We start from the raw sequence: 20,926 nt of genomic DNA, 5'->3' as shown, positions 1-20,926 counted from the left end.
GGCCTGCCCCCCCTCACTTCACCTGCACCGTACTCAACCCATTGCCCTGGCGCTGGACCTGGATCTGCACCGGGATCCGCTCGTGCATTTCCTGCACGTGGGAGATGACCGCGACCTTGCGCCCCTGGGCCTGTAGCCCGTCGAGGGCGTCCATCGCCAGTTGCAGGGACTCGGGGTCGAGACTGCCGAAGCCTTCGTCGATGAACAGCGATTCGATGCTCAGCGTACTGGACGCCATCGAGGCCAGGCCCAGCGCCAGGGCCAGGGACACCAGGAACGTCTCGCCGCCCGACAGGGAATGCACCGAGCGCAGCTCGTCGCCCATTTCCGTGTCCAGCACCAACAGCCCCAGCATGCTGCCACCGCGCTTGAGCCGGTAGCGGCGCACCAGTTGCCGCAACTGGGCGTTGGCGTGGTGCACCAGCAGATCGAGGTTGTAGGCCTGGGCCAGTTTGCGGAAGCGGTCGCCAGTGGCCGAGCCGATCAGCGCATCCAGGCGGGCCCAGCGTTGGTATTCGAGATAGGCCTGTTCGATCTGCTGGGCCAGGGCCTGGTTGGCGTTCTGTCGACGCTGGTCCTCGGCCTGTTCGGCGCGCAGTTCGGCGCAACGTTGTTCGCTGGCGGCGAATTGCGCTTGCAGCCCGGTGAGGGCTTCGGCGAGTTGTTCGGGGGTCAGGTTGCCGTTGTGCTGGGCCTCATGGTTGCGCAGGCGCTGCTCGCGCTCGGTCAGCAACACGCGGGCCTGCTCGATGGCTTTTTCGCTGTTGAGCAAGCGCTGGCGCAGTTGGCCGACCTGTTGTTCGTCGAGGCCGAGCAAAGTGTCGAGCGCGGCGTCGTCCAGCTCCGGGTGCAACGCCCGCCATTGGCCGATACCGGCCGCCAGCGCTTGATGTTCGGCCTCCAGGGCCTGGCTCTGTTCCTGTCGCGCCTTGAGTTCTGCTGCCCGCTGCACCAGGTCGTGACGCAATTGCTGCAACTGCTGGTTGGCCGTCGCTTCGGCGCTGCGGGCCTGTTCCAAGGCCTGGTCGAGTTGTTGCTGCCATTGTTCGGCGCTGGCGTGTTCGCCCAACAATTGCGAGAGTTTTTGCTGGCAAGCCTGCTGCTGTTCGAGCAGCGCTTGCAGTTGCTGTTGCGCCGACGCCTGTTGCTCCAGGCGTGTCTGTTGACGGTCCTGTTCTTTCTCCAGGTTCTGTTGGCGCTGCAGCTGTTCGCCCAGTTCATCGCGCTGCTGTTCCAGTTGTTCCAGGCGCAGGGCGATCTGTTGGTCGAGTTGCAGGAAGGTCGCGGCGGGCTCGGTACGCAGGGCCTTCAGGGTATCTGCCGGCAACAGGGCATTGAAGTGTTCGAGTTCCTCGTCCAAGCGCTGGCGATCCCGCGCCAGCGCCTGTTGCTGCTGGTCCAGGTGCTGTGACGCCTGCTGGCTCGCTGTTTCGGCCTGGCGCAGTTGTTGCCCCAGGCGTGCGGCGTCCTGTTGCAAGGTCAGCAGCGCGGCTTGTCGTTGCTCGTCCTGGCTGATGCGCAGGTTCAACTGATCGTTCTGCTGGGTCAGCCAGGCGTCGCGCCGGTTCGCGTCCTGGGCCAGCAGTTGCGCCGCCAGGGGATGCGCCTCCAGGCTGGGGGCCAGGCTTTGTTGCTGCTCCGCCAGCTGTTCCTGTTGCTGTTTCAGCTCTTTGAGTTGGGCGATGACCGCGCTGTACTGGGTGCGCAGGTCGATGACTTTTTCGTTGAGCAGGTCGACGGCTTTGCGCGCGCTGGCCTCTTCCGTCTCATCGTGTTGCCCGAGGCTTTGCAGCAGTGCTTCAGGTTGGTGGTAAGGGTGTTCGGCGCTGCCGCACACCGGGCAGGGCTGATGGTCGAGCAATTGCGCACGCAGTTGTTCGACGCTTTCGCTACGGGCCAGGCGCTGGCGCTGCAACAGCTCGCGGGTGACGCTCAGGGTCTGTTCGGCGATCACCAGCTCGGCCTTGGCTTCGCCGCCTTCGCGGACCAGGCGATCGCGCTCCTGCAACGCCTGGTGCTGGCGCTGGCCCAGCTCGGCGTTGCGCTTGTCCAGTGCCTGCTGGCTGGCCCACAGCCGTGCCAGGTCTTCGAATGCGCGCAACTGCTTGCGGTTGTCTTGCAACAGGGTGCCCAGCAACTGGATCTGTTCGGCCACGGCCTCGGGCTCGGCGCCGGCTTCCTTGTAGAGCACCTCCAGCTCTTGCCGGCGCGCGGCCAGCGCCTCGGCGGCGTGGGCGGCGCTGTGCTCCAGCGTGGCAAGTTCGGCCTGGCCCTGGTTCAGGCGATTGCCGATCAGCATCAATTGCTGGAGACGATCGCGATAGGCGTTCCAGGCGTCGCTCAACGGCGCGAGATCGGTGCTTTGTTCAAGGGCGCCGGCGATTCGCTGCAAGCGTTCGGCCACCTGCTTCTGCTGATCGAGCAGGGTATCGATCGTGCGCTGCCCTTCGAGGCAGGCCTGTTGTGCCTGTTCCTGGCGTTCGGCGCCCTGGCTGGCGTCCTTGGCAAGGCGGGCGAGGGTGCTTTGTTCTTCGAAGGCCTGGCGTAGCAGGGGGGCGCTGTCGCTGCTCTGTTGCCGGGCTGCCGCCAGTGCCTGTTGTGCCGCTTCCAGGTCCTTTTCCCGTTCGGCCTGTTGCGCGTGCAGTTCGATCTGCTGCTGGCCGAGTTGCTGGATCTGCGCGGCCAGGGGTTGGAGTTGACGAGCCAGTTCGGCCTGGCGAATGAACTGATGCCGCTGAGGCGCCAGTTGTTCCAGGCGCACCAGTTTCAGCCGTTCCTGCGCCAGGGTGTCCCCCTCGGCCTGGGCCCGTTGCAGCTGCTCGGCGGCACTGGCCCGTTCGTCCTGCAACTGGTGCAGGTCCTTGAGCCAGGTGTGTTGTTGCTCCAGTTGCTTGAGCTGGGCCTGTTGAGTCTTGAGCTGCTGTTGCGCTTCATTGAAACGCTGGTCCAGCTCGGCGCGGGCCTCGGGGGCCAGCGGTGTGATGCCGGTGGCCTGGTCCTGCAACTGCTTGTGGGCTTCCTTGGCCTGCTTGGCCTTGTCGAAGGCCCGGCGACCGAGGCGGGTGTACAAGGCCGTGTCGGTGAGTTTTTCCAGCAGTTCGCTGCGGTCGTTGTCGTCGGCCTTGAGGAACGCACTGAACTCGCTCTGGGCCAGCAGCACGGCGCGGGTGAACTGCTCGAAGTTCAAACCCAGGGCCGCTTCGAGCTGGACTTTGTATTCGCTTTTCTGGCTCGCCAGCAATTGATCGTTGTCCAGGTCCCGCAGGCTCTGGCGGCTGGCCTGCAGCTTGCCGCCGGCCTTTTCCCGCGCGCGGTTGGCTTCCCAGCGGGCCCGATAGCGACGACCGTCGATGCCGCGAAAATCCACCTCGGCGTAACCGTCCCCGGTTCCCCGACGCAACAGCGTGCGTGGATCGCCGGTGGCGATTTCACCGTCGGCGTCCGGCACCTTGGCGTCCCGCCCAGTGTTGTTGAGGCGCGGCACGGCGCCGAACAACGCCAGGCACAAGGCGTCGAGCAGGGTGCTCTTGCCAGCCCCCGTGGGACCGGTGATGGCGAACAGGCCGGCACTGGCCAGGGGCTCGGCGGTGAAATCGATTTCGAAGGGGCCGGCGAGGGAGGCGAGGTTCTTGAGGCGGATCGCGAGGATCTTCATGGCTGCTCGCCCTCCATCTGCACATCTTGCAAGAGCACGGCAAAATCCTTCAGGGTCTGTTCGTCCACGTCGTTGCCGTAGGTGTCCTGCCAGGCGCGACTGAACAGTTCCTGTGGGCTCAGTTGGTCAAGCTCGATCAGTGCGCCGCTGTCATCGCCCGCGGCCGCGCCGTTGCCGGCATACTCGGCGGCGATCCGCACCAGCCGCACGGCCTTGCCTTGCAATGCGCTTTCGACCTGGTTGCGCAGGTCTGGCTGCGGTTCGTCGAGACGCACCCGCACTTCCAGCCACGGTTGGCGCTGGGTGTCGGCCAGCAGGTCGATGTCGGGCAGGTCCTTGAGTTGCACCAGCACCTCGGCCAGCGGCGCAGGGCCCAGGCGTTGCAGGTTGACGGCGCGGGGGATCAGGCGTGGTTCGACCTTGACCAGGGTTTCGCCGTCCAGGGTGATGTCGAGGATCTGGTGCTGGTAGCCGATTTCCGAGAACGACAGCGGGATCGGCGAGCCGCTGTAGCGGATGCGTTCTTCACCGTTGACCTTCTGCGGCTTGTGCAAATGACCGAGGGCGACGTAGCTGATGCTTGGACCGAACAGACTGGCGGGCAGGGCCTCGGCGTTACCGATGATCAGGCTGCGCTCGGAGTCCTCGGACACCGAGCCGCCGGCCATGTGCGCATGGCTGACGGCGACCAGCGCCTGGCCTTTCTTGCGTTTGCCGTCGGCGGCGGCGATCAGCCATTCATGCACCTGGCCGATGCCGCGCAGGTAGTCGTCACCCAGTTGCGCGCCGGTGACTTCGGCGGGCCGCAGGAACGGCAAGGCCAGGCACCAGGCCTTGACCTTGCCCTTGGCGTCGGGCAGCGGCAGCAGCAGGCGCTCGACATCCAGCTGGCCGTCGTCCAGCCACAGCACGCGGCCCAGGGCATGGGTGCGCAAACGCCGCATCAGTGGCGCCGGCAATTCGATCCGCGAGCCGGAGTCGTGGTTGCCGGCGATCATCACGATGGTCAGGTTGGGGTTTTGTTCGTGGGCGCTGACGATGAAGTCGTACAGCCGCTCCTGGGCCTTGACCGGCGGGTTCACGGTGTCGAAGACATCGCCGGCGATCAGCAGCACATCGGGCTTCTCGCCCGCCAGCTGGCGCAGCAGCCATTCGAGGAAGCAGGCGTGCTCGAAGTCACGTTCCTGGCCGTGCAGGTTTTGCCCCAGGTGCCAGTCGGAGGTGTGAAACAGACGCAAGGCAAACTCCAGAAAACAGAGGGTGGCCGCTGTGACGAGAGAGGCGGCTAAAAGAAGCGGAGTTTACTGGGAAATGGGGGAGAGGACTTGTTCAAGTTTGCTGGATCTGCTTCAGCACGACCCTGTGGCGAGAGGGATAATGTGGGAGCAAGGCTTGCCCGCGATAAAGGCGACTCGATTCCTGAAAGACCGCGTGGCCTTCATCGCGGGCAAGCCTTGCTCCCGCCCATTTTGCTTGCACACAAATATTGTCTTTATAAAGGCTGCAAAACAACGCGTCGGCTACTTGGGATACAGCGGCGGCAACCCCGCCTCGCCACCGGCCTCCAACGCCCCTTCGGTGGGCGGAATGGTGCGGATGGCCCGCCACAAATCCTCGCCTTGCCAGTGCTGGCCGCTCTCGCTGTAGAGGGCGCCGTTGAGGCCGTCCAGGGCGTCGGACAGGGGCACGAAGCGGGCCGCCATGTCGGCCAGGGTCTCCGGTTGCTGGCGGGCCCAGGCGTCGAGCGCCTGGCGAGTGGCGTGGGGGTCGTTGGCCAGGCAGGCGCGCTTGAGGTCGTCCAGCAGGGTGCGCGGGCTCGGTCCGGCCTGGGTCGCACGCAGTACGGCCGGTTGCGAGCGGGCCCGCCACCACAGGCCGAAGCCCAGCAGTGTGGTGCAGGTCAGCAACAGGGTGCTCAACTGCCAATACCACACGCTGTCGCTGTCGACGGTCGTCACGATCTGCGCCGTGCCCGTGGGGGTGTCCACCATCAGGCTTGGGTTGTTCGCCACTTGCAGGGTCCGCGCCGGAAGGCTGGTGCGGTCCAGGTGATCTTCCAGGGTGTTCCACCAGACCACTTCCACCGGCGGCAGCTCGATGGTGCCACTGCGGTTGGGTACCAAAGCCTCGCGGTCCTCGCGGCTGCCCACCAGGCCACGTTCGCCGTTGCGGCTGCTGAGCACCGGTTGGTCCGGGTATCGCCGCAGGCCATTGATCTCGGTGGCTGGCAGGGGCGGCAATTGGGCGCTGGCCAGCCCTTCGGCTTCCAGGGTCAGGCTGCGGGTCAGGGAATCGCCGACCTGGCTGTGGGTCGGTTCCGGGCTCCAGCTCTCGCTCAGGGAAAGGCTGCGTGCCGGCAGCCAGGGCACATCGGCCGGGTAGCTGGCAGGCTTGGGGTTGACGGTCAGGCGCAGTTGCGGCGAGCTGACATGCATCAGCTGACCGGGCTTGGGCCCCGAGGGCGCGGTGTCCTGGGCCACCGGTTCGACCAGGGTGGCGCTGAAGGTCTGGGCCGGAATTGTCAGTTCGCCGCTGCGCTGCGGATAGATGCCATAGCGCAGTTCGATCACGCCATGGCGGACGTCGTTGATGACTTTTTCGTAGGTGCGTGATTCGCCCAGTTGTTCGGTGCGGGCGTCGGGGATGTGCAACGGCGTCAGGCTGCTGTCGTCGTACAGCGACACCGAATGGTAGATGCGAAGGGTCAGGATCGCCTGGGCCTGCACGTACACATGGGCCTGGTCGAGGCTGGCCTCGATGAACACCGGCGCCAGGGTGCCGGAGGCGTTGCGGGTCTCGCTTTCGACCACTTGCAGGGTAATCGGCTGGCTGCTCGCCTCTCCCAGCTGCAACGGCGGAATGACCACGGTGCCGCTCTGGCGCGGCAACAGGGTGATGATCCAGCGGGTGGTGGCTCGGTTCTCGCCATCCAGGGTGGTCAGCTGGTTGACCTGGCGGGTACCCCGCACATCGAACGAGGCCTGGAGCGGGCCCAGGTCGGGTTTGCCGAACAGCGTGGCGTCATTGGATTGCAGGGTCAGTTCCACCGTTTCCCCGGAGCTCAAGCGGCCGCGATCCACGCTGGCAGTCAGCTGTGCCGCCTGGATTGCAGAGGCCCAGAGCAGCCAGACGAGGAGGTAGGGGGTGAAGCGGGTCATTGGGTTTTTCCCTGGGCCTGATGGCTTTGCTGTTCATACCAGAATTTACGCCTGAGCAGTTCGCCCGGGTTGTCCGGGATCTGGCGCAGCCATTGCTCCAGTGCCTGGCGTTGTTCTTCTTCATTGCGCTGGCCGGCGCCGGGGCGCAGCGGCGGGGTGGTGGTCTGCTCGTCGGCCAGCTCACTGCCGGGTACGTCCTGGGCCGTGGGCGGGTGGGCCTGCGCGGTCTGGGTCTGGGTCGCCTGGCTCTGCTCCGGCGTCGCGGTAGCCTCGGAAGCGGGTTGCCCCGGCTCGGAGGATTGGGAGGACGCCTCGGCCTGCGGCGACGGCTCGGCGGTGGGCGGCGGTTCGTTCTCGGCAGGTTCCGGCGCTTGCGCTGGCGCAGCCTGTTCTTTCAACAGGCTTTCGACCAGGGCCTTGTTGGTTTGGGCCGGGCGCAAGTCGGGTTGCAGCTCCAGGGCCTGCTCATAGGCGTCCAGCGCGGCTTCCAGTTCACCGCTCCTGGCCAGGGCGTTGCCGCGATTGTAATGGGCGCGGGCGTCGTTGCCCTCGGCAAAGCGCTGGGCGGCTTCGCTGTAGTTGCCGGCCTCGTAGAGGGCGACGCCCTGCCATTGGCTGTCCTCGAAATGGGTCGCGGCCTCGGCCGGACGTTTCTGCTTGAGCAAATGCTGGCCCTGTTGATCGGGACGCAACCACAGGTCCTGGAATTCGAAAGCATGGCCGGTCTGCGGCACCATCAACAGCAGCGGCAGACAGAACAGCCAGCCCCGACGTCCGGCGCAGGCGGCCAGCAGCAACAGGGGCAGGAGCAACCAGTAGCCTTGGTCGGCCCAGGTGTCCAGGCGCAAGGTCTGGCCAGTGCTGCGCAGGTGACGTGGGCCGCTCAGCAGGCCGAGGCCGCGCAGGTCGCTGTCGTCCAGGCGCGCCGGACGGTAGCGGCCGTCCAGCTGGTTGACGAAGGACTTGAGGCTCGGGCTGTCCAGGCGCGGCACGAGAATCGCGCCCTGGGCATCCTTGAGGTAGCTGCCGTCATCCTGGGCCACCGGTGCACCTTCGCGGGTGCCAATGCCCAGCATCAGGAACTGTGTGGCAGCACCCTCCAGGGCCTGGTGAATGCCTTGGCGTTCCTGCTCGTTCAGCGAGGAACCGATCAGCAGGATCCGGCCATGGCCCAGTTCGCCCTGGTCCAGCAGGGCCATGGCCTTGTTGATCGCCAGGTCGGCGCGGTGTCCGCCTTGCGGCATGATCGAGGGCGCGAGGGCTTCAAGCAGGTTGGCGCTGGTGGACAGGTCGTCGGACAGCGGCACCAGGGTGTGGGCGCTGCCGGCATAGACAATGATCGCGGTCTGCGCGTCGCTGCGGTTATGCAGCAGGTCCAGCACCTTGCGCCGGGCCTGCTCCAGGCGGGTGGGTGGTGCGTCGGTGGCAAGCATTTCCGGGGTCAGCTCCAGCACCACCACCAGCGGGTCGGCGGGTTTCTGGCTGGTCTGTTCGACGCGTGCCCAGCTCGGCCCGAGCAGTGCCAGCACCATCAACAGCCAGCCCAGGCCCAGGGCGATCCATGGCAGCCGGCTTTCACGGCCGCTGCCGCCGCTGAGCAGCGCGGAATGAAACGCCGGCGGCAGAATCATCTGCCACCGGCCCACCCGTTTCTGTCGGTGCCACAGCTGCCAGAGCAACCAGCCCAGCACAGGTACCAGCAACACAGACCAGGGGCGCAACCAGTGCGGCCAGAGAGCGATCATCGACGCCTCCGCAAGCGCAGGCGCTTGAGCCGCTGACGCCAGTCGGCGTGTTGGGTCGGCTGGAACAGCGGCTGGGTGAACAGGCGTTGCAGCGGGTTGTCCGGCCAACGGACCCGTGCCACCAGCAATACGCTCAACAGCAGCGCAACGGCCAAGGGCCACGCATACAGCGCCAGGGCAGGGCGCGCCTGGGTCGGTTGCTGGGTGACCGGTTCGAGCTGGTCGAGCGTGGCCTTGATGGCCAGCAACTGCTCGCCATCCTGGGCGCGGAAATACCGGCCCGCACTGACCTGGGCGATTTCCCTGAGCGTCGCTTCGTCGAGGTCCAGGCTCGGGTTGACGCCCAGGAAACCCGCCGTGCCACTTTGCTCCGGGTCGGCACCGATGCCGATCGGGTAGATCTTCACGCCCTCGTCGGCGGCCAGGCGGGCGGCGGTCAGTGGATCGATCTCGCCACCGTTGTTGGCGCCGTCGGTGACCAGGATCAGCACGCGGCTATGGGCCGGACGCTGGCGCAGCCGCTTGAGGGCCAGGCCGATGGCGTCGCCGATGGCGGTGTTCTTACCGGCGATGCCGACGCGTGCCTCGTCGAGCCAATGCCGCACGGTACGACGGTCGAAGGTCAGCGGCGCTTGCAGGTAGGCCTGGCTGCCAAACAGGATCAGGCCGACCCGATCACCTTCGCGGCTTTCGAGGAAATCCCCCAACATATGCTGGACCAGTGCCAGGCGACTGACCTCTTCGTCCTGCCATTGCATGTCGGGAAAGTCCATGGACCCGGAAACATCCACGGCCACCAGCAGGTCGCGGCCGCTGGCGGCAATGGGCAAGGGCTCGCCCAGCCATTGCGGGCGAGCGGCGGCGATCAACAGCAATAGCCAAAGCAGGATGTAGGGGGCCTGTTGGCGCCAGGTGGGCAAGTTGGCTCGGGCGCGGCGTCCCACCAGGCCTTCGAGGTCGCCGAGGAAGCTGACCTTGAGCGCCGGTTCGCCACTGTCGGCCGCTGGCAGCACCAGGCGCATCAGCCAAGGCAGCGGCAGCAGGGCGAACACCCAGGGCCAGGCGAATTCAAACATGTTTGCGAATCCAGATTTCGACGGCCTGGGTCAGGCCGGCGATGGCTTTGTCGTCGAGCTTGCATTCGGGCTTGTAGGCGCCTTCCACCAACACCATCCAGCGCGTCAGGCCGGCCGCCGGGCAGCGGTTATCCAGGAACGCCAGCCATTTGCGCCCGTTGAGGGTGTGGCTCTGGCTGTAGGGGTAATGGTTGCGGCACAGGCGCTTGAGCAGCCCGTTGAGCTGCTGCAGCCAGGCCCCGGCCGGTGCGCCGTCGTAGGGCTTGGGCAGCCTGGCGAGTTCGGCCAGGGCGGCCAGGCGCAATGGGTCCAGCGGTTGCTCGGCGCGAGGAGTGCTGCGCGGTGCGGGAATGAACCGTCGCAACTGCCACAGGCCCAGCGCCAGTAGCGGCAGCAGCACCAGCAGCAACCACCAGCCCGACGCGGGTGGCCAGAAACCAATGGGGGGCGGTGCCATCAAGGGTTGCAATTGATCGAGGCTGCTCATCGACTTGCCCCCACGCGCTTGGGGTTCAGGTACTCGCGCAGTTGCTCGACCATGTCGCCCTGGGTACTCAGGGGCATCATCAGGATTCGCAGTTTCTGCGCCAGCAGCTCCCAGCGTTCCTGGCGCGCTTCGGCCTGGGCGCGATAGGCCTGGCGCAGTTCGAAATTCAGGGTGTCGAGTTCCAGCTGTGCGCCGTGCTGGGCGAAGCGCAACAGGCCGGCGGCGGGCAAGGCGTGGTCCAGCGGATCCGACAATGGCAGCAGCAACAGGTCGCAATGGCGCGACAGCAGGCTCAACTGTTGCTCGGCGCTGTCGGACAGCGCGCGCTCGTCGCAGATCACGATCACCAGGCTGCCCGGGCGCAGCACTTCCCGTGCCCGGCGCAGGGCGACGCCGAACGAGTCGCGGTCTGGCTCGCCTTCGCTGTGCAGCGATTGATTGACCCGTACCAGGCGGTTGAGCAGTTGCAACAGGCTCTGCTTGCTGCGCCTGGGCTTGACCTCGTAATGGGTGTTGTTGCCGAACACCAGTCCGCCGACTCGGTCATTGTGCCCCAGGGCCGCCCAGCCGATCAGGCTGGCGGCCTGGGCGGCGAGCACCGACTTGAACATCAGCCCGGAACCGAAAAACAGGCGATGGCTTTGCTCGATCATGATGAAGATCGGCCGCTCCCGTTCTTCATGGAACAGCTTGGTGTGCGGTTCCTGGGTGCGGGCGGTGACGCGCCAATCGATGGTGCGCACGTCATCGCCGGCCTGATAGACCCGTACCTGATCGAAATCCACCCCGCGCCCGCGCAGTTTGGAATGGTGCAGGCCGATCAGCGGGCTGCGCTGGCCCGGCGTGGAAAACAACTGCACTTCGCGCACGCGATGGCGCATCTCGATCAGGTCCGAAAGGCTGACGCGGATGCCCGGCGCGGGCGCCAGCGGGTTATTCATGAGTCATGACTCAAGCAACAGCGACGACGTCGAGGATCCGCTGCACGACCCGGTCCTGATCGATGCCGGCCGCTTCGGCCTCGAACGACAGAATGATGCGGTGGCGCAGCACATCGAACAGCACGGCCTGGATGTCCTCCGGGCTCACGAAGTCGCGACCGGCCAGCCAGGCGTGGGCACGGGCGCAGCGGTCCAGGGCAATCGAGCCCCGTGGGCTGGCGCCATAGGCGATCCACTCGGCCAGTTCCGGGTCGAACTTGGCCGGGTTGCGGGTGGCCATGATCAGTTGAACCAGATACTCCTCCACGGCATCGGCCATGTACAGCCCGAGGATTTCCTTGCGCGCTGCGAAAATCGCCTGCTGGCTCACCCGGCGCTCGGGCATGGCTTCGCCGTTCAGCGCCTCGCCCCGGGCCTGTTGCAGGATGCGACGTTCGACGGCCGCGTCGGGAAAACCGATCTTGACGTGCATCAGGAACCGGTCGAGCTGGGCCTCTGGCAGCGGGTAGGTGCCTTCCTGTTCGATCGGGTTCTGCGTGGCCATCACCAGGAACAGCGGCGACAGCTCATAGGTGCTGCGCCCGACGCTGACTTGCCGCTCGGCCATGGCTTCGAGCAACGCCGACTGGACCTTGGCCGGGGCACGGTTGATCTCGTCCGCCAGCACCAGGTTGTGAAAGATCGGCCCTTGCTGGAACACGAAACTGCCGGTTTCCGGACGATAGATTTCCGTGCCGGTGATGTCGGCAGGCAGCAGGTCGGGGGTGAACTGGATACGATGGAATTGTGCTTCGACGCCTTCGGCCAACTCTTTGATGGCCTTGGTCTTGGCCAGCCCCGGCGCGCCTTCCACCAGCATGTGGCCGTCGGCGAGCAACGCAATGAGCAGGCGCTCGATGAGTTTTTCCTGGCCAAGAATCTGCGTGGAAAGAAAGGTTCGCAGCGCCAGCAGCGCTTCACGATGTTCCATCGGTGACTGTTCCTGCAAAAGGTGGCCCAGGGCGTTCGGATAATGCCGGGGCTGGGGGCGTTACTTTAATGCATGGCGGGGGGTGGCGACTAACGGGATTTTGTTTGGCGTGCGGATTTGTGATCGGCTTGGGTTCTGCACGGGAGCGGGCGTGCTCGCGAACATGCAGTGTCAGGCAATATTTTCATCGGCTGCGCCACCGCAATCGCGAGCAAGCTCGCTCCCACACAGGGCCTGCGGCAAGCAAAGGCCTTGTCCCTCCTCCTCCCTTCAAGTCCTACCATACAAGCGAGCCTGCTCGCGATGAGGCCAGCCCAGACACCGCACAACCTGTGGTGAGGGAGCTTGTTCCCGCTGGGCTGGGCAGCAGCCCTGAGATCTGTCACCGAGGTCTTTCGGGTTGGCCGCATTCTGCTTGTCTGGGGCTGCTGCGCAGCCCAGCGGGAGCAAGCTCCCTCGCCACAAAAAGGGGGCGTTGGGATCAGGGGTGGCTGATGCCTCTGGGGCGCCGGCGCCGTTGGAGTCAGAGCTGGCTTATGTAGGTGCCCGTTCCCTTGAGAATGTTCTGTAACGTCAGTTCCACTTCCGCCAGGTCTGCCGCGTCGGTGTCATGGATGATTTCCAGCACATCGTCGCCGTTCAACGCATCGGCATCGGCCGCCGCGATTTCGATCAGCAGGCGGGTAGGGCTGAGGGTGACTTTGACGCCATCCAGGGTCGAAGGCTCGCCGTCGAGGGCGATTTCCAGTTCGTCTTCGTCGGGGTAGCGGGTCATCAAGAACATCTCACCCTGGGAGCTGTGGCAGCACAACATGGCCATGTTGTCTTCTTCGTCGTCGCACGGGTTGGCGATCAGAAGGGCGGTGGTCATTTGCATGGTGGGGGCTCCTGGTTCGAGTGCACAGCTGGATACAAAAAAATGAATTCTGCCAGCCCGCACGATTTTCTGCTGGATTACCCTATTTGGCCCTCAAGGCTGGTAGGGTTAGCCGGGGCGTTTTAGACGCATAGCGAGCCGTTGACCGAATATGTCGCAGCGCTGCAAGCAGGTGGCTTGCTGCACTCGTTAAGCTGCGCAACTAATGTGCTCCTGCAAAGTGCACTGAACAGTGCATTTTTCAGGTGTTCATTACATGGAAATTACTTGGAAAAGGAATGTGACCTGCGGGTCTTGTCCAGCTTCACCCACCTGTCATCCTGTTTCCTCTGCCCGAGAATCAGGAACAGGATGACCGGCAACCCTTCAAGGGGTTGCGCGCGACGCTTTCATCAATAACAAGCCCAAGCGGAGTACCACAGATGGCGTTCTTCACCGCAGCCAGCAAAGCCGACTTCCAGCATCAACTGCAAGCGGCACTGGCGCAGCACATCAGTGAACAGGCACTGCCACAAGTGGCGCTGTTCGCTGAACAATTCTTCGGCATTATTTCCCTCGATGAGCTCACCCAACGCCGGTTGTCCGACCTCGCCGGTTGCACCTTGTCTGCGTGGCGCCTGCTTGAGCGCTTCGACCACGCGCAGCCCCAGGTACGCGTCTACAACCCCGATTACGAACGTCATGGCTGGCAGTCGACCCATACCGCGGTCGAAGTGCTGCACCATGACTTGCCGTTCCTGGTGGATTCGGTCCGGACCGAACTGAACCGCCGCGGCTACAGCATCCATACCCTGCAAACCACCGTCCTGAGCGTGCGTCGCGGCAGCAAGGGCGAGTTGCTGGAAATCCTGCCCAAGGGCACCCAGGGCGACGGCATCCTGCAAGAGTCGTTGATGTACCTGGAGATCGATCGCTGCGCCAACGCGGCCGAGCTCAGTGTCCTGGGCAAGGAACTGGAGCAGGTGCTGGGCGAAGTGCGCGTGGCCGTGGCCGATTTCGAGCCGATGAAAGCCAAGGTCCAGGAAATCCTGACCAGCCTGGACAACAGCGCCTACGCCATCGCCGCTGATGAAAAAAGCGAGATCAAGAGCTTCCTGGAATGGCTGGTGGGCAACCACTTCACGTTCCTCGGCTACGAAGAGTTCGTGGTTCGTGATGAAGCCGAAGGCGGCCATATCGAGTACAACCCTGACTCGTTCCTCGGCCTGGCCAAGCTGCTGCGCGCCGGCCTGACCGCCGAAGACCTGCGCATCGAAGACTACGCCGTCAATTACCTGCGCGAACCGACGCCGCTGTCGTTCGCCAAGGCCGCGCACCCGAGCCGCGTGCACCGTCCGGCCTACCCGGACTATGTGTCGATCCGTGAAATCGACGCCGACGGCAAGGTTGTCAAGGAATGCCGCTTCATGGGCCTGTACACCTCCACGGTGTACGGTGAGAGCGTGCGGGTGATTCCGTACATCCGCCGCAAGGTCGAGGAGATCGAACGTCGCTCGGGCTTCCAGGCCAAGGCTCACCTGGGCAAGGAACTGGCCCAGGTGCTCGAGGTACTGCCGCGTGACGACCTGTTCCAGACCCCGGTGGACGAGCTGTTCAGCACCGTCATGTCCATCGTGCAGATCCAGGAACGCAACAAGATCCGCCTGTTCCTGCGCAAGGACCCGTACGGTCGTTTCTGCTACTGCCTGGCCTACGTGCCACGTGACATCTACTCCACCGAAGTGCGCCAGAAGATCCAGCAGGTCCTGATGGATCGCCTGAAGGCCTCGGACTGCGAGTTCTGGACGTTCTTCTCCGAGTCCGTGCTGGCCCGCGTTCAATTGATCCTGCGCGTGGACCCGAAAAACCGTCTCGACATCGATCCGCTGCTGCTGGAAAAAGAAGTCATCCAGGCTTGCCGCAGCTGGAAAGACGACTACGACAGCCTGGTGGTCGAGAGCTTCGGCGAAGCCCAGGGCACCAACGTCCTGGCCGACTTCCCGAAAGGCTTCCCGGCCGGCTACCGCGAGCGTTTCGCCGCCCACTCGGCGGTGGTCGACATGCAACACCTGTTGAGCCTGAGCGAAACCAATCCGTTGGTGATGAGCTTCTATCAGCCGCTGGGCCAGGTGTCCGGCCAGCGTGAGCTGCACTGCAAGCTGTATCACGCCGATGCGCCACTGGCGTTGTCCGACGTGTTGCCGATCCTGGAAAACCTCGGCCTGCGCGTGCTGGGTGAGTTCCCGTATCGCCTGCGCCACACCAATGGTCGCGAGTTCTGGATCCATGACTTTGCCTTCACCGCAGCCGAAGGCCTGGACCTGGACATCCAGCAGCTCAACGACACCCTGCAGGACGCGTTCGTCCACATCGTGCGCGGCGACGCCGAGAACGATGCGTTCAACCGCCTGGTGCTGACTGCCGGCCTGCCATGGCGCGACGTGGCGCTGCTGCGTGCCTATGCCCGTTACCTCAAGCAGATCCGCCTGGGCTTCGACCTGGGTTACATCGCCAGCACCCTGAACAACCACACCGACATCGCTCGCGAACTGACCCGGTTGTTCAAGACCCGCTTCTATCTGGCCCGCAAACTCAGCGGCGACGACCTGGAAGACAAGCAGTTGCGCCTGGAGCAGGCGATCCTCTCGGCCCTGGACGACGTTCAGGTGCTCAACGAAGACCGCATCCTGCGTCGCTACCTGGACCTGATCAAGGCCACCCTGCGGACCAACTTCTACCAGACCGATGCCAACGGCCATAACAAGTCCTACTTCAGCTTCAAGTTCAACCCGCACCTGATCCCTGAGCTGCCGAAACCGGTGCCCAAGTTCGAGATCTTCGTCTACTCGCCACGGGTTGAAGGCGTGCACCTGCGCTTTGGCAACGTGGCCCGTGGCGGCCTGCGCTGGTCCGACCGTGAAGAAGACTACCGTACCGAAGTGCTCGGCCTGGTGAAGGCCCAGCAAGTGAAGAACTCGGTGATCGTACCGGTGGGTGCCAAGGGTGGTTTCCTGCCACGTCGCCTGCCGCTGGGCGGCAGCCGGGACGAGATCGCGGCCGAAGGCATCGCCTGCTACCGCATCTTCATCTCGGGCCTGTTGGACATCACCGACAACCTCAAGGACGGCGCACTGGTACCTCCGGCCAATGTCGTGCGTCATGACGACGATGACCCGTACCTGGTGGTGGCAGCGGACAAGGGCACTGCAACCTTCTCCGACATCGCCAACGGCATCGCCATCGACTACGGCTTCTGGCTGGGCGATGCGTTCGCTTCCGGCGGCTCGGCCGGTTATGACCATAAGAAAATGGGCATCACCGCCAAGGGCGCCTGGGTTGGCGTGCAGCGCCATTTCCGTGAGCGCGGCATCAACGTCCAGGAAGACAGCGTCACCGTGGTGGGCGTGGGCGACATGGCCGGCGACGTGTTCGGCAACGGCTTGTTGATGTCCGACAAGCTCAAGCTGGTCGCGGCGTTCAACCACCTGCACATCTTCATCGACCCGAACCCGGAACCGGCCAGCAGCTTCGCCGAGCGCCAGCGCCTGTTCAATCTGCCGCGTTCGGCCTGGACCGACTACGACACCAGCATCATGTCCGAAGGCGGCGGTATCTTCTCGCGCAGCGCGAAGAGCATTGCCATCACGCCGCAGATGCAGGAACGGTTCGATATCAAGGCCGACAAGCTGACCCCGACCGAACTGCTGAACGCCTTGCTCAAGGCGCCGGTAGACCTGTTGTGGAACGGCGGTATCGGTACTTACGTCAAGGCCAGCAGCGAAAGCCATGCCGACGTGGGCGACAAGGCCAACGACGCGTTGCGCGTGAACGGCAACGAGTTGCGCTGCAAGGTCGTGGGCGAGGGCGGTAACCTGGGCATGACCCAACTGGGTCGCGTCGAGTTCGGCCTCAATGGCGGCGGTTCCAACACCGACTTCATCGACAACGCCGGTGGCGTGGACTGCTCCGACCACGAAGTGAACATCAAGATCCTGCTCAACGAAGTGGTGCAGGCCGGCGACATGACCGACAAGCAACGCAACCAGTTGCTGGCGAGCATGACCGACGAAGTCGGTGGCCTGGTGTTGGGCAACAACTACAAGCAGACCCAGGCCTTGTCCCTGGCGGCACGCCGTGCATTCGTGCGGATCGCCGAATACAAGCGCCTGATGAACGACCTTGAAGCACGGGGCAAGCTGGACCGCGCCATCGAGTTCCTGCCGACCGAAGAACAGCTGAGCGAACGTGTCACGGCGGGCCATGGCCTGACCCGTGCCGAACTGTCGGTGCTGATCTCCTACAGCAAGATCGACCTCAAGGAAGCGCTGCTCAATTCCCAGGTGCCGGACGACGAATACCTGACCCGCGACATGGAGACGGCGTTCCCACCGACACTGGTGAGCAAGTTCTCCGAGGCCATGCGTCGCCATCGCCTCAAGCGCGAGATCGTCAGCACCCAGATCGCCAACGACCTGGTCAACCACATGGGCATCACGTTCGTCCAGCGCTTGAAAGAGTCGACTGGCATGAGCCCTGCCAACGTGGCCGGCGCCTATGTGATCGTGCGGGACATCTTCCATCTCCCGCACTGGTTCCGCCAGATCGAAGCGTTGGACCACCAGGTACCGGCGGATGTACAGCTGGAGCTGATGGACGAGCTGATGCGCCTGGGTCGTCGTGCAACGCGCTGGTTCCTGCGCAGCCGCCGCAACGAGCAGAACGCTGCTCGCGACGTCGCTCACTTCGGTCCGCACCTGGCGGCGTTGGGCCTCAAGCTCGACGAGTTGCTGGAAGGCCCGACCCGCGAAGGCTGGCAGACCCGCTACCAGGCCTATGTGGCCGCTGGCGTGCCAGAGTTGCTGGCCCGCATGGTTGCAGGCACCACACACCTGTACACCTTGCTGCCGATCATCGAGGCCTCCGACGTGACCGGCCAGAACGCCGCCGACGTGGCCAAGGCCTACTTCGCGGTGGGCAGCGCCCTGGACATCACCTGGTACCTGCAGCAGATCAGTGCATTGCCGGTTGAAAACAACTGGCAGGCCCTGGCCCGCGAAGCGTTCCGCGATGACATCGACTGGCAGCAACGGGCGATCACCATCTCGGTCCTGCAGGAAGGTGACGGTAGCCAGGACGTGGAAACGCGTCTGGCGCTGTGGCTGGAACAGCACCGCAGCATGGTCGAGCGCTGGCGCGCAATGCTGGTGGACATCCGTGCCGCCAGCGGCACCGACTACGCCATGTACGCGGTTGCCAACCGCGAACTGTTGGACCTGGCGTTGAGCGGTCAAGCGGTCGTGACGGCCAACTGATTCCTGCGTTGAATGAAAAAGCCCCGCATTGAAAGATGCGGGGCTTTTTTTATGGTTTTTTGGCAGGTATTCGACATGCAGTAAGAGCGAGTGCATTAGTCGGACGCAACACAGCCCGCCCCCACTGGGGTACCAGGGCGCCCACAAGTGCAGTGGGTTTCAGACAATCGGAAAACTGTTGAAATCCACACTGCGGGCCAGGCGGCTGTCGATCAGGCCGATGAAGCCCTGCACTTCGGGGCAGTTGAAATGGGCTTGCATGGCCGCTTCCGATTGCCAGCGGGCGCTGACGCTCCAGCGGTCGCCGTCCTCCGGGCAACGGTCGACCATGTAGTCGTCGCAGCCCGGCAGCGCGCGCAGCGTCTCGACGATTTGCTGCAGCTGGCGGCCAAGCTCCTCCGAGCGGCCGGGAGCGGCTTGCACTTGAACGGTATTGATCACTTGGCGAGACATTGTCCAGGCTCCTGAATCCAGTCAAACGAGGCTTGCTCAACATCGACGGCATCTGAGCAGGATAGGCCTGCCCGCGCCATGCTCAAACAGCCAATGGGCAGATAAATGCCCAGACCAATCCGTCAGGCCACCTGCTGCAAGATATCGCGCAAGCGGTCCAGGGCGATGTCGATGTCCAGGGTTTCAATGGCCCCGAAGCCGAAAAACAGGCCTGCCCGCACTGGGGCGTCGGTGAAGAAACCGTCGAGGCTGTATAGCCCGATTTCGACTTTCCTGGCCAGTTCGATCACCAGCGCCAGGTCGATCGGCGCCTTGCACAGCACCGCCATGTGGAAGCCGGCCGTGGTGGGCACGGCCTCGAACCAGGGGGACAAATCCCCGGCCATGCGCGCCAGGATCCGCTCGCGTCGACCGGCATACAGGGCATGGCAGCGGCGAATGTGCTTGAGCAGGCAGCCTTCGGCGATGAACTTGGCCAGCGCCCACTGGGGCAGGGTGGACGTGTGCTGGTCGGTGAGGCGCTTGGCCAGGATCACCGCTTCCAGGATCGCCGGTGGCAGGATCGCATAACCCAGCCGCAACTCCGGCAGCAAGGTCTTGGAGAACGTCCCGACGTACGCCACGATCCCGCGCTCGTCCATGCTTTGCAGCGAGTCGGCAGGCCGGCCCTCGTAGCGGAATTCGCTGTCGTAGTCGTCTTCGATGATGATCGCCCCCAGCTCATACGCCCGTGCCAGCAAGGCCTCGCGACGGGCCTGGCTCATGGGCATTCCCAGGGGAAACTGGTGGGAGGGCGTTACGTAGATCAATCGCGTGCTGTCGGGAATCAGCTCGACGCGCATGCCTTGCTCGTCCACCGGTATCCCGGCCACCGTCGCGCCATGGGAGCCGAACAGCAGCCGCGCGGGCGGGTAGCCCGGGTCTTCCATCGCCACCAGGCTGCCGGGGCGGGTCAACACGCGGGAGATCAGGTCCAGGGCCTGTTGCGCGCCGTTGCACACCACCACGTCTTCGTCCTGGCAATTGACCCCCCGGGAAAAGGCGATGTGCCGGGCAATGGCATTGCGCAGCGCCGGCAAGCCTTCGGGCTGGCTGTAGAATCCCTTGGCGCTGGCGATTTGTCGCAGCGCGTGGGCGGTGCAGCGTCGCCAATCGTCTACCGGAAACTGCCCTTTGCCGGTGGCGCCGCCGATGAAGTCGTAGCGCAATGCGCCTTCCAGTGTCGGGTGTCGCATCAGGTCCGGCATGCTGCGCCAGGCCTCGACCACGTCGGCACCGGCCAGCGCCCGATGGCTTTGTTTGCTGACGGCCCTGGCCGGCCGCGCATTGACGTAGGTGCCCTTGCCAATGATGCCGGTGAGCAGGTTTTCGTAGGTCAATTGCGCGTAGGTGTCGGAAACGGTCTTGCGCGAGATGCCCAGTTGTCCGGCGAGCAGGCGGCTGGGCGGCAGCTGGGTGCCGGCGACCAGGCGACCGCTTTCGATGGCGCTGCGCAATTGCTGGTACAGCTGGCCCGCCAGGTCCTTGCGGCCGTTGATGACAACATGAAGTTCCATACCCGCGCTCCTGGGCAAACGATTGGCGGTCAGCGTCAAGGGCCAAAGGTTAACCGCATTGTGCAAGTGCATAGAAGTTGCGTGGCGAAAAAACCGCCCATTGGCCTGCACGGCGGTCCCGAGGTTTTTCGCACAATTGGAGCTGTTACCGACCGGCTCCAGGTTCTACCGTGCATGGACCAGTGACCACGGAGTCTGCCATGAGCCCGCGCCTGGACTATTACAACGCGTCCCCCGGCGCGATGAAGGCCATGATTGGCCTGGAAGCGCTGACCAGCCGCCTGAGCATCGAGCCGGCGCTGCTGCACCTGGTGAAGATTCGCGCCTCGCAACTCAATGGCTGTGCGTTCTGCACCGACCTGCACTCGGTGGACGCACGACGCCAGGGCGAGACCGAACGGCGTCTCTATGCCGTGGCGGTCTGGCGTGACAGCGGGTTCTTCAGCCTGCGCGAACGCGCCGCCCTGGCCTGGACCGAGGCGGTGACGCTATTGGCCCAAAGCCAGGTGCCCGACGATGTCTATGGGCTGGCCTGCACCAGTTTCAGCGAAGAGGAGCTGGTGGACCTGACCCTGGCCATCAGCACCATCAACAGCTGGAACCGCCTGGCAGTGAGTTTTCGCCAGAGCCCGGCGGGTTGATCGACTTGCACAACTCCCGAAGCGATCCTGTGGCGAGGGAGCTTGCTCCCGCTGGACTGCGCAGCAGTCCCCATCC

The 20,926-nt window shown here is 64.4% G+C and carries 13 protein-coding genes; 2 read left to right on the top strand and 11 right to left on the bottom strand.

Annotation, left to right across the window (positions count from 1 at the left end; genetic code table 11):
- Nucleotides 1-13: 13 nt before the first annotated feature.
- From ACODSJ_RS18170 to ACODSJ_RS18130, 9 genes are all read right to left on the bottom strand, one after another.
- Nucleotides 14-3,655 carry an AAA family ATPase gene (locus ACODSJ_RS18170; protein ID WP_489103048.1) on the bottom strand — a complete coding sequence of 1,214 codons (3,642 nt, stop codon included), beginning with the start codon at nt 3,653-3,655 and terminating at the stop codon, nt 14-16.
- A complete protein-coding gene (locus ACODSJ_RS18165; RefSeq protein WP_489103047.1) occupies nt 3,652-4,893 on the bottom strand; it encodes an exonuclease SbcCD subunit D C-terminal domain-containing protein in 1,242 nt (413 codons plus the stop codon). The genes ACODSJ_RS18170 and ACODSJ_RS18165 overlap by 4 nt, the downstream gene beginning before the upstream one ends.
- Before the next feature lie 282 nt (nt 4,894-5,175).
- On the bottom strand, nt 5,176-6,813 hold the full coding sequence (locus ACODSJ_RS18160; RefSeq protein WP_489103046.1) for a BatD family protein: 1,638 nt from the start codon (nt 6,811-6,813) through the stop codon (nt 5,176-5,178).
- Entirely contained in the window at nt 6,810-8,558 is a 1,749-nt protein-coding gene (locus tag ACODSJ_RS18155; RefSeq protein WP_489103045.1) for a VWA domain-containing protein, read from the bottom strand. The genes ACODSJ_RS18160 and ACODSJ_RS18155 overlap by 4 nt, the downstream gene beginning before the upstream one ends.
- Nucleotides 8,555-9,634 (bottom strand): vWA domain-containing protein, encoded by a 1,080-nt coding sequence (locus ACODSJ_RS18150; protein ID WP_489103044.1) that lies wholly within the window; start codon nt 9,632-9,634, stop codon nt 8,555-8,557. The genes ACODSJ_RS18155 and ACODSJ_RS18150 overlap by 4 nt, the downstream gene beginning before the upstream one ends.
- A complete protein-coding gene (locus ACODSJ_RS18145; protein ID WP_489103043.1) occupies nt 9,627-10,121 on the bottom strand; it encodes a DUF4381 domain-containing protein in 495 nt (164 codons plus the stop codon). Before ACODSJ_RS18145 ends, ACODSJ_RS18150 begins: the two co-directional genes overlap by 8 nt.
- A complete protein-coding gene (locus tag ACODSJ_RS18140; protein WP_489103042.1) occupies nt 10,118-11,062 on the bottom strand; it encodes a DUF58 domain-containing protein in 945 nt (314 codons plus the stop codon). The genes ACODSJ_RS18145 and ACODSJ_RS18140 overlap by 4 nt, the downstream gene beginning before the upstream one ends.
- 10 nt (nt 11,063-11,072) lie before the next feature.
- Nucleotides 11,073-12,032, bottom strand: a complete 960-nt coding sequence (locus ACODSJ_RS18135) for an AAA family ATPase (RefSeq protein WP_489103041.1) — start codon at nt 12,030-12,032, stop codon at nt 11,073-11,075.
- A gap of 523 nt (nt 12,033-12,555) precedes the next feature.
- The gene (locus ACODSJ_RS18130; protein ID WP_489103040.1) at nt 12,556-12,909 is read right to left on the bottom strand and encodes a hypothetical protein; all 354 of its coding nucleotides are present in this window, start codon (nt 12,907-12,909) and stop codon (nt 12,556-12,558) included.
- A 422-nt stretch (nt 12,910-13,331) separates the two neighbouring features.
- Between ACODSJ_RS18130 and ACODSJ_RS18125 the strand changes: the two genes are divergently transcribed.
- The gene (locus tag ACODSJ_RS18125; RefSeq protein ID WP_489103039.1) at nt 13,332-18,200 is read left to right on the top strand and encodes an NAD-glutamate dehydrogenase; all 4,869 of its coding nucleotides are present in this window, start codon (nt 13,332-13,334) and stop codon (nt 18,198-18,200) included.
- Nucleotides 18,201-18,359: 159 nt separating this feature from the next.
- Here ACODSJ_RS18125 and ACODSJ_RS18120 read toward each other — a convergent pair whose 3' ends face one another.
- A complete protein-coding gene (locus tag ACODSJ_RS18120) occupies nt 18,360-18,653 on the bottom strand; it encodes an antibiotic biosynthesis monooxygenase family protein (protein WP_489103038.1) in 294 nt (97 codons plus the stop codon).
- Nucleotides 18,654-18,775: 122 nt separating this feature from the next.
- Nucleotides 18,776-20,209, bottom strand: coding sequence for a MocR-like pyridoxine biosynthesis transcription factor PdxR (pdxR, locus tag ACODSJ_RS18115; protein WP_489103037.1), 1,434 nt, complete (start codon nt 20,207-20,209; stop codon nt 18,776-18,778).
- A gap of 200 nt (nt 20,210-20,409) precedes the next feature.
- Here pdxR and ACODSJ_RS18110 point away from each other — a divergent pair, with 200 nt between their 5' ends.
- Nucleotides 20,410-20,850 (top strand): carboxymuconolactone decarboxylase family protein, encoded by a 441-nt coding sequence (locus ACODSJ_RS18110; RefSeq protein WP_489103036.1) that lies wholly within the window; start codon nt 20,410-20,412, stop codon nt 20,848-20,850.
- The last annotated feature ends 76 nt before the right edge of the window (nt 20,851-20,926 follow it).

It is taken from the genome of Pseudomonas sp. FG6, from assembly GCF_057809015.1.
Note: the sequence above shows the minus strand (reverse complement) of the source record. Positions and strands in the feature narration are given on the sequence as shown.

Bases quoted from the DNA above. Each gene is read 5' to 3' on its own strand.
- ACODSJ_RS18110 (WP_489103036.1), top strand. From the start codon at position 20,410: ATGAGCCCGCGCCTGGACTATTACAACGCGTCCCCCGGCGCGATGAAG.
- ACODSJ_RS18125 (WP_489103039.1), top strand. From the start codon at position 13,332: ATGGCGTTCTTCACCGCAGCCAGCAAAGCCGACTTCCAGCATCAACTG.
- pdxR (WP_489103037.1), bottom strand. From the start codon at position 20,209: ATGGAACTTCATGTTGTCATCAACGGCCGCAAGGACCTGGCGGGCCAG.
- ACODSJ_RS18140 (WP_489103042.1), bottom strand. From the start codon at position 11,062: ATGAATAACCCGCTGGCGCCCGCGCCGGGCATCCGCGTCAGCCTTTCG.
- ACODSJ_RS18135 (WP_489103041.1), bottom strand. From the start codon at position 12,032: ATGGAACATCGTGAAGCGCTGCTGGCGCTGCGAACCTTTCTTTCCACG.
- ACODSJ_RS18145 (WP_489103043.1), bottom strand. From the start codon at position 10,121: ATGAGCAGCCTCGATCAATTGCAACCCTTGATGGCACCGCCCCCCATT.
- ACODSJ_RS18130 (WP_489103040.1), bottom strand. From the start codon at position 12,909: ATGCAAATGACCACCGCCCTTCTGATCGCCAACCCGTGCGACGACGAA.
- ACODSJ_RS18170 (WP_489103048.1), bottom strand. From the start codon at position 3,655: ATGAAGATCCTCGCGATCCGCCTCAAGAACCTCGCCTCCCTCGCCGGC.
- ACODSJ_RS18120 (WP_489103038.1), bottom strand. From the start codon at position 18,653: ATGTCTCGCCAAGTGATCAATACCGTTCAAGTGCAAGCCGCTCCCGGC.
- ACODSJ_RS18150 (WP_489103044.1), bottom strand. From the start codon at position 9,634: ATGTTTGAATTCGCCTGGCCCTGGGTGTTCGCCCTGCTGCCGCTGCCT.
- ACODSJ_RS18160 (WP_489103046.1), bottom strand. From the start codon at position 6,813: ATGACCCGCTTCACCCCCTACCTCCTCGTCTGGCTGCTCTGGGCCTCT.
- ACODSJ_RS18155 (WP_489103045.1), bottom strand. From the start codon at position 8,558: ATGATCGCTCTCTGGCCGCACTGGTTGCGCCCCTGGTCTGTGTTGCTG.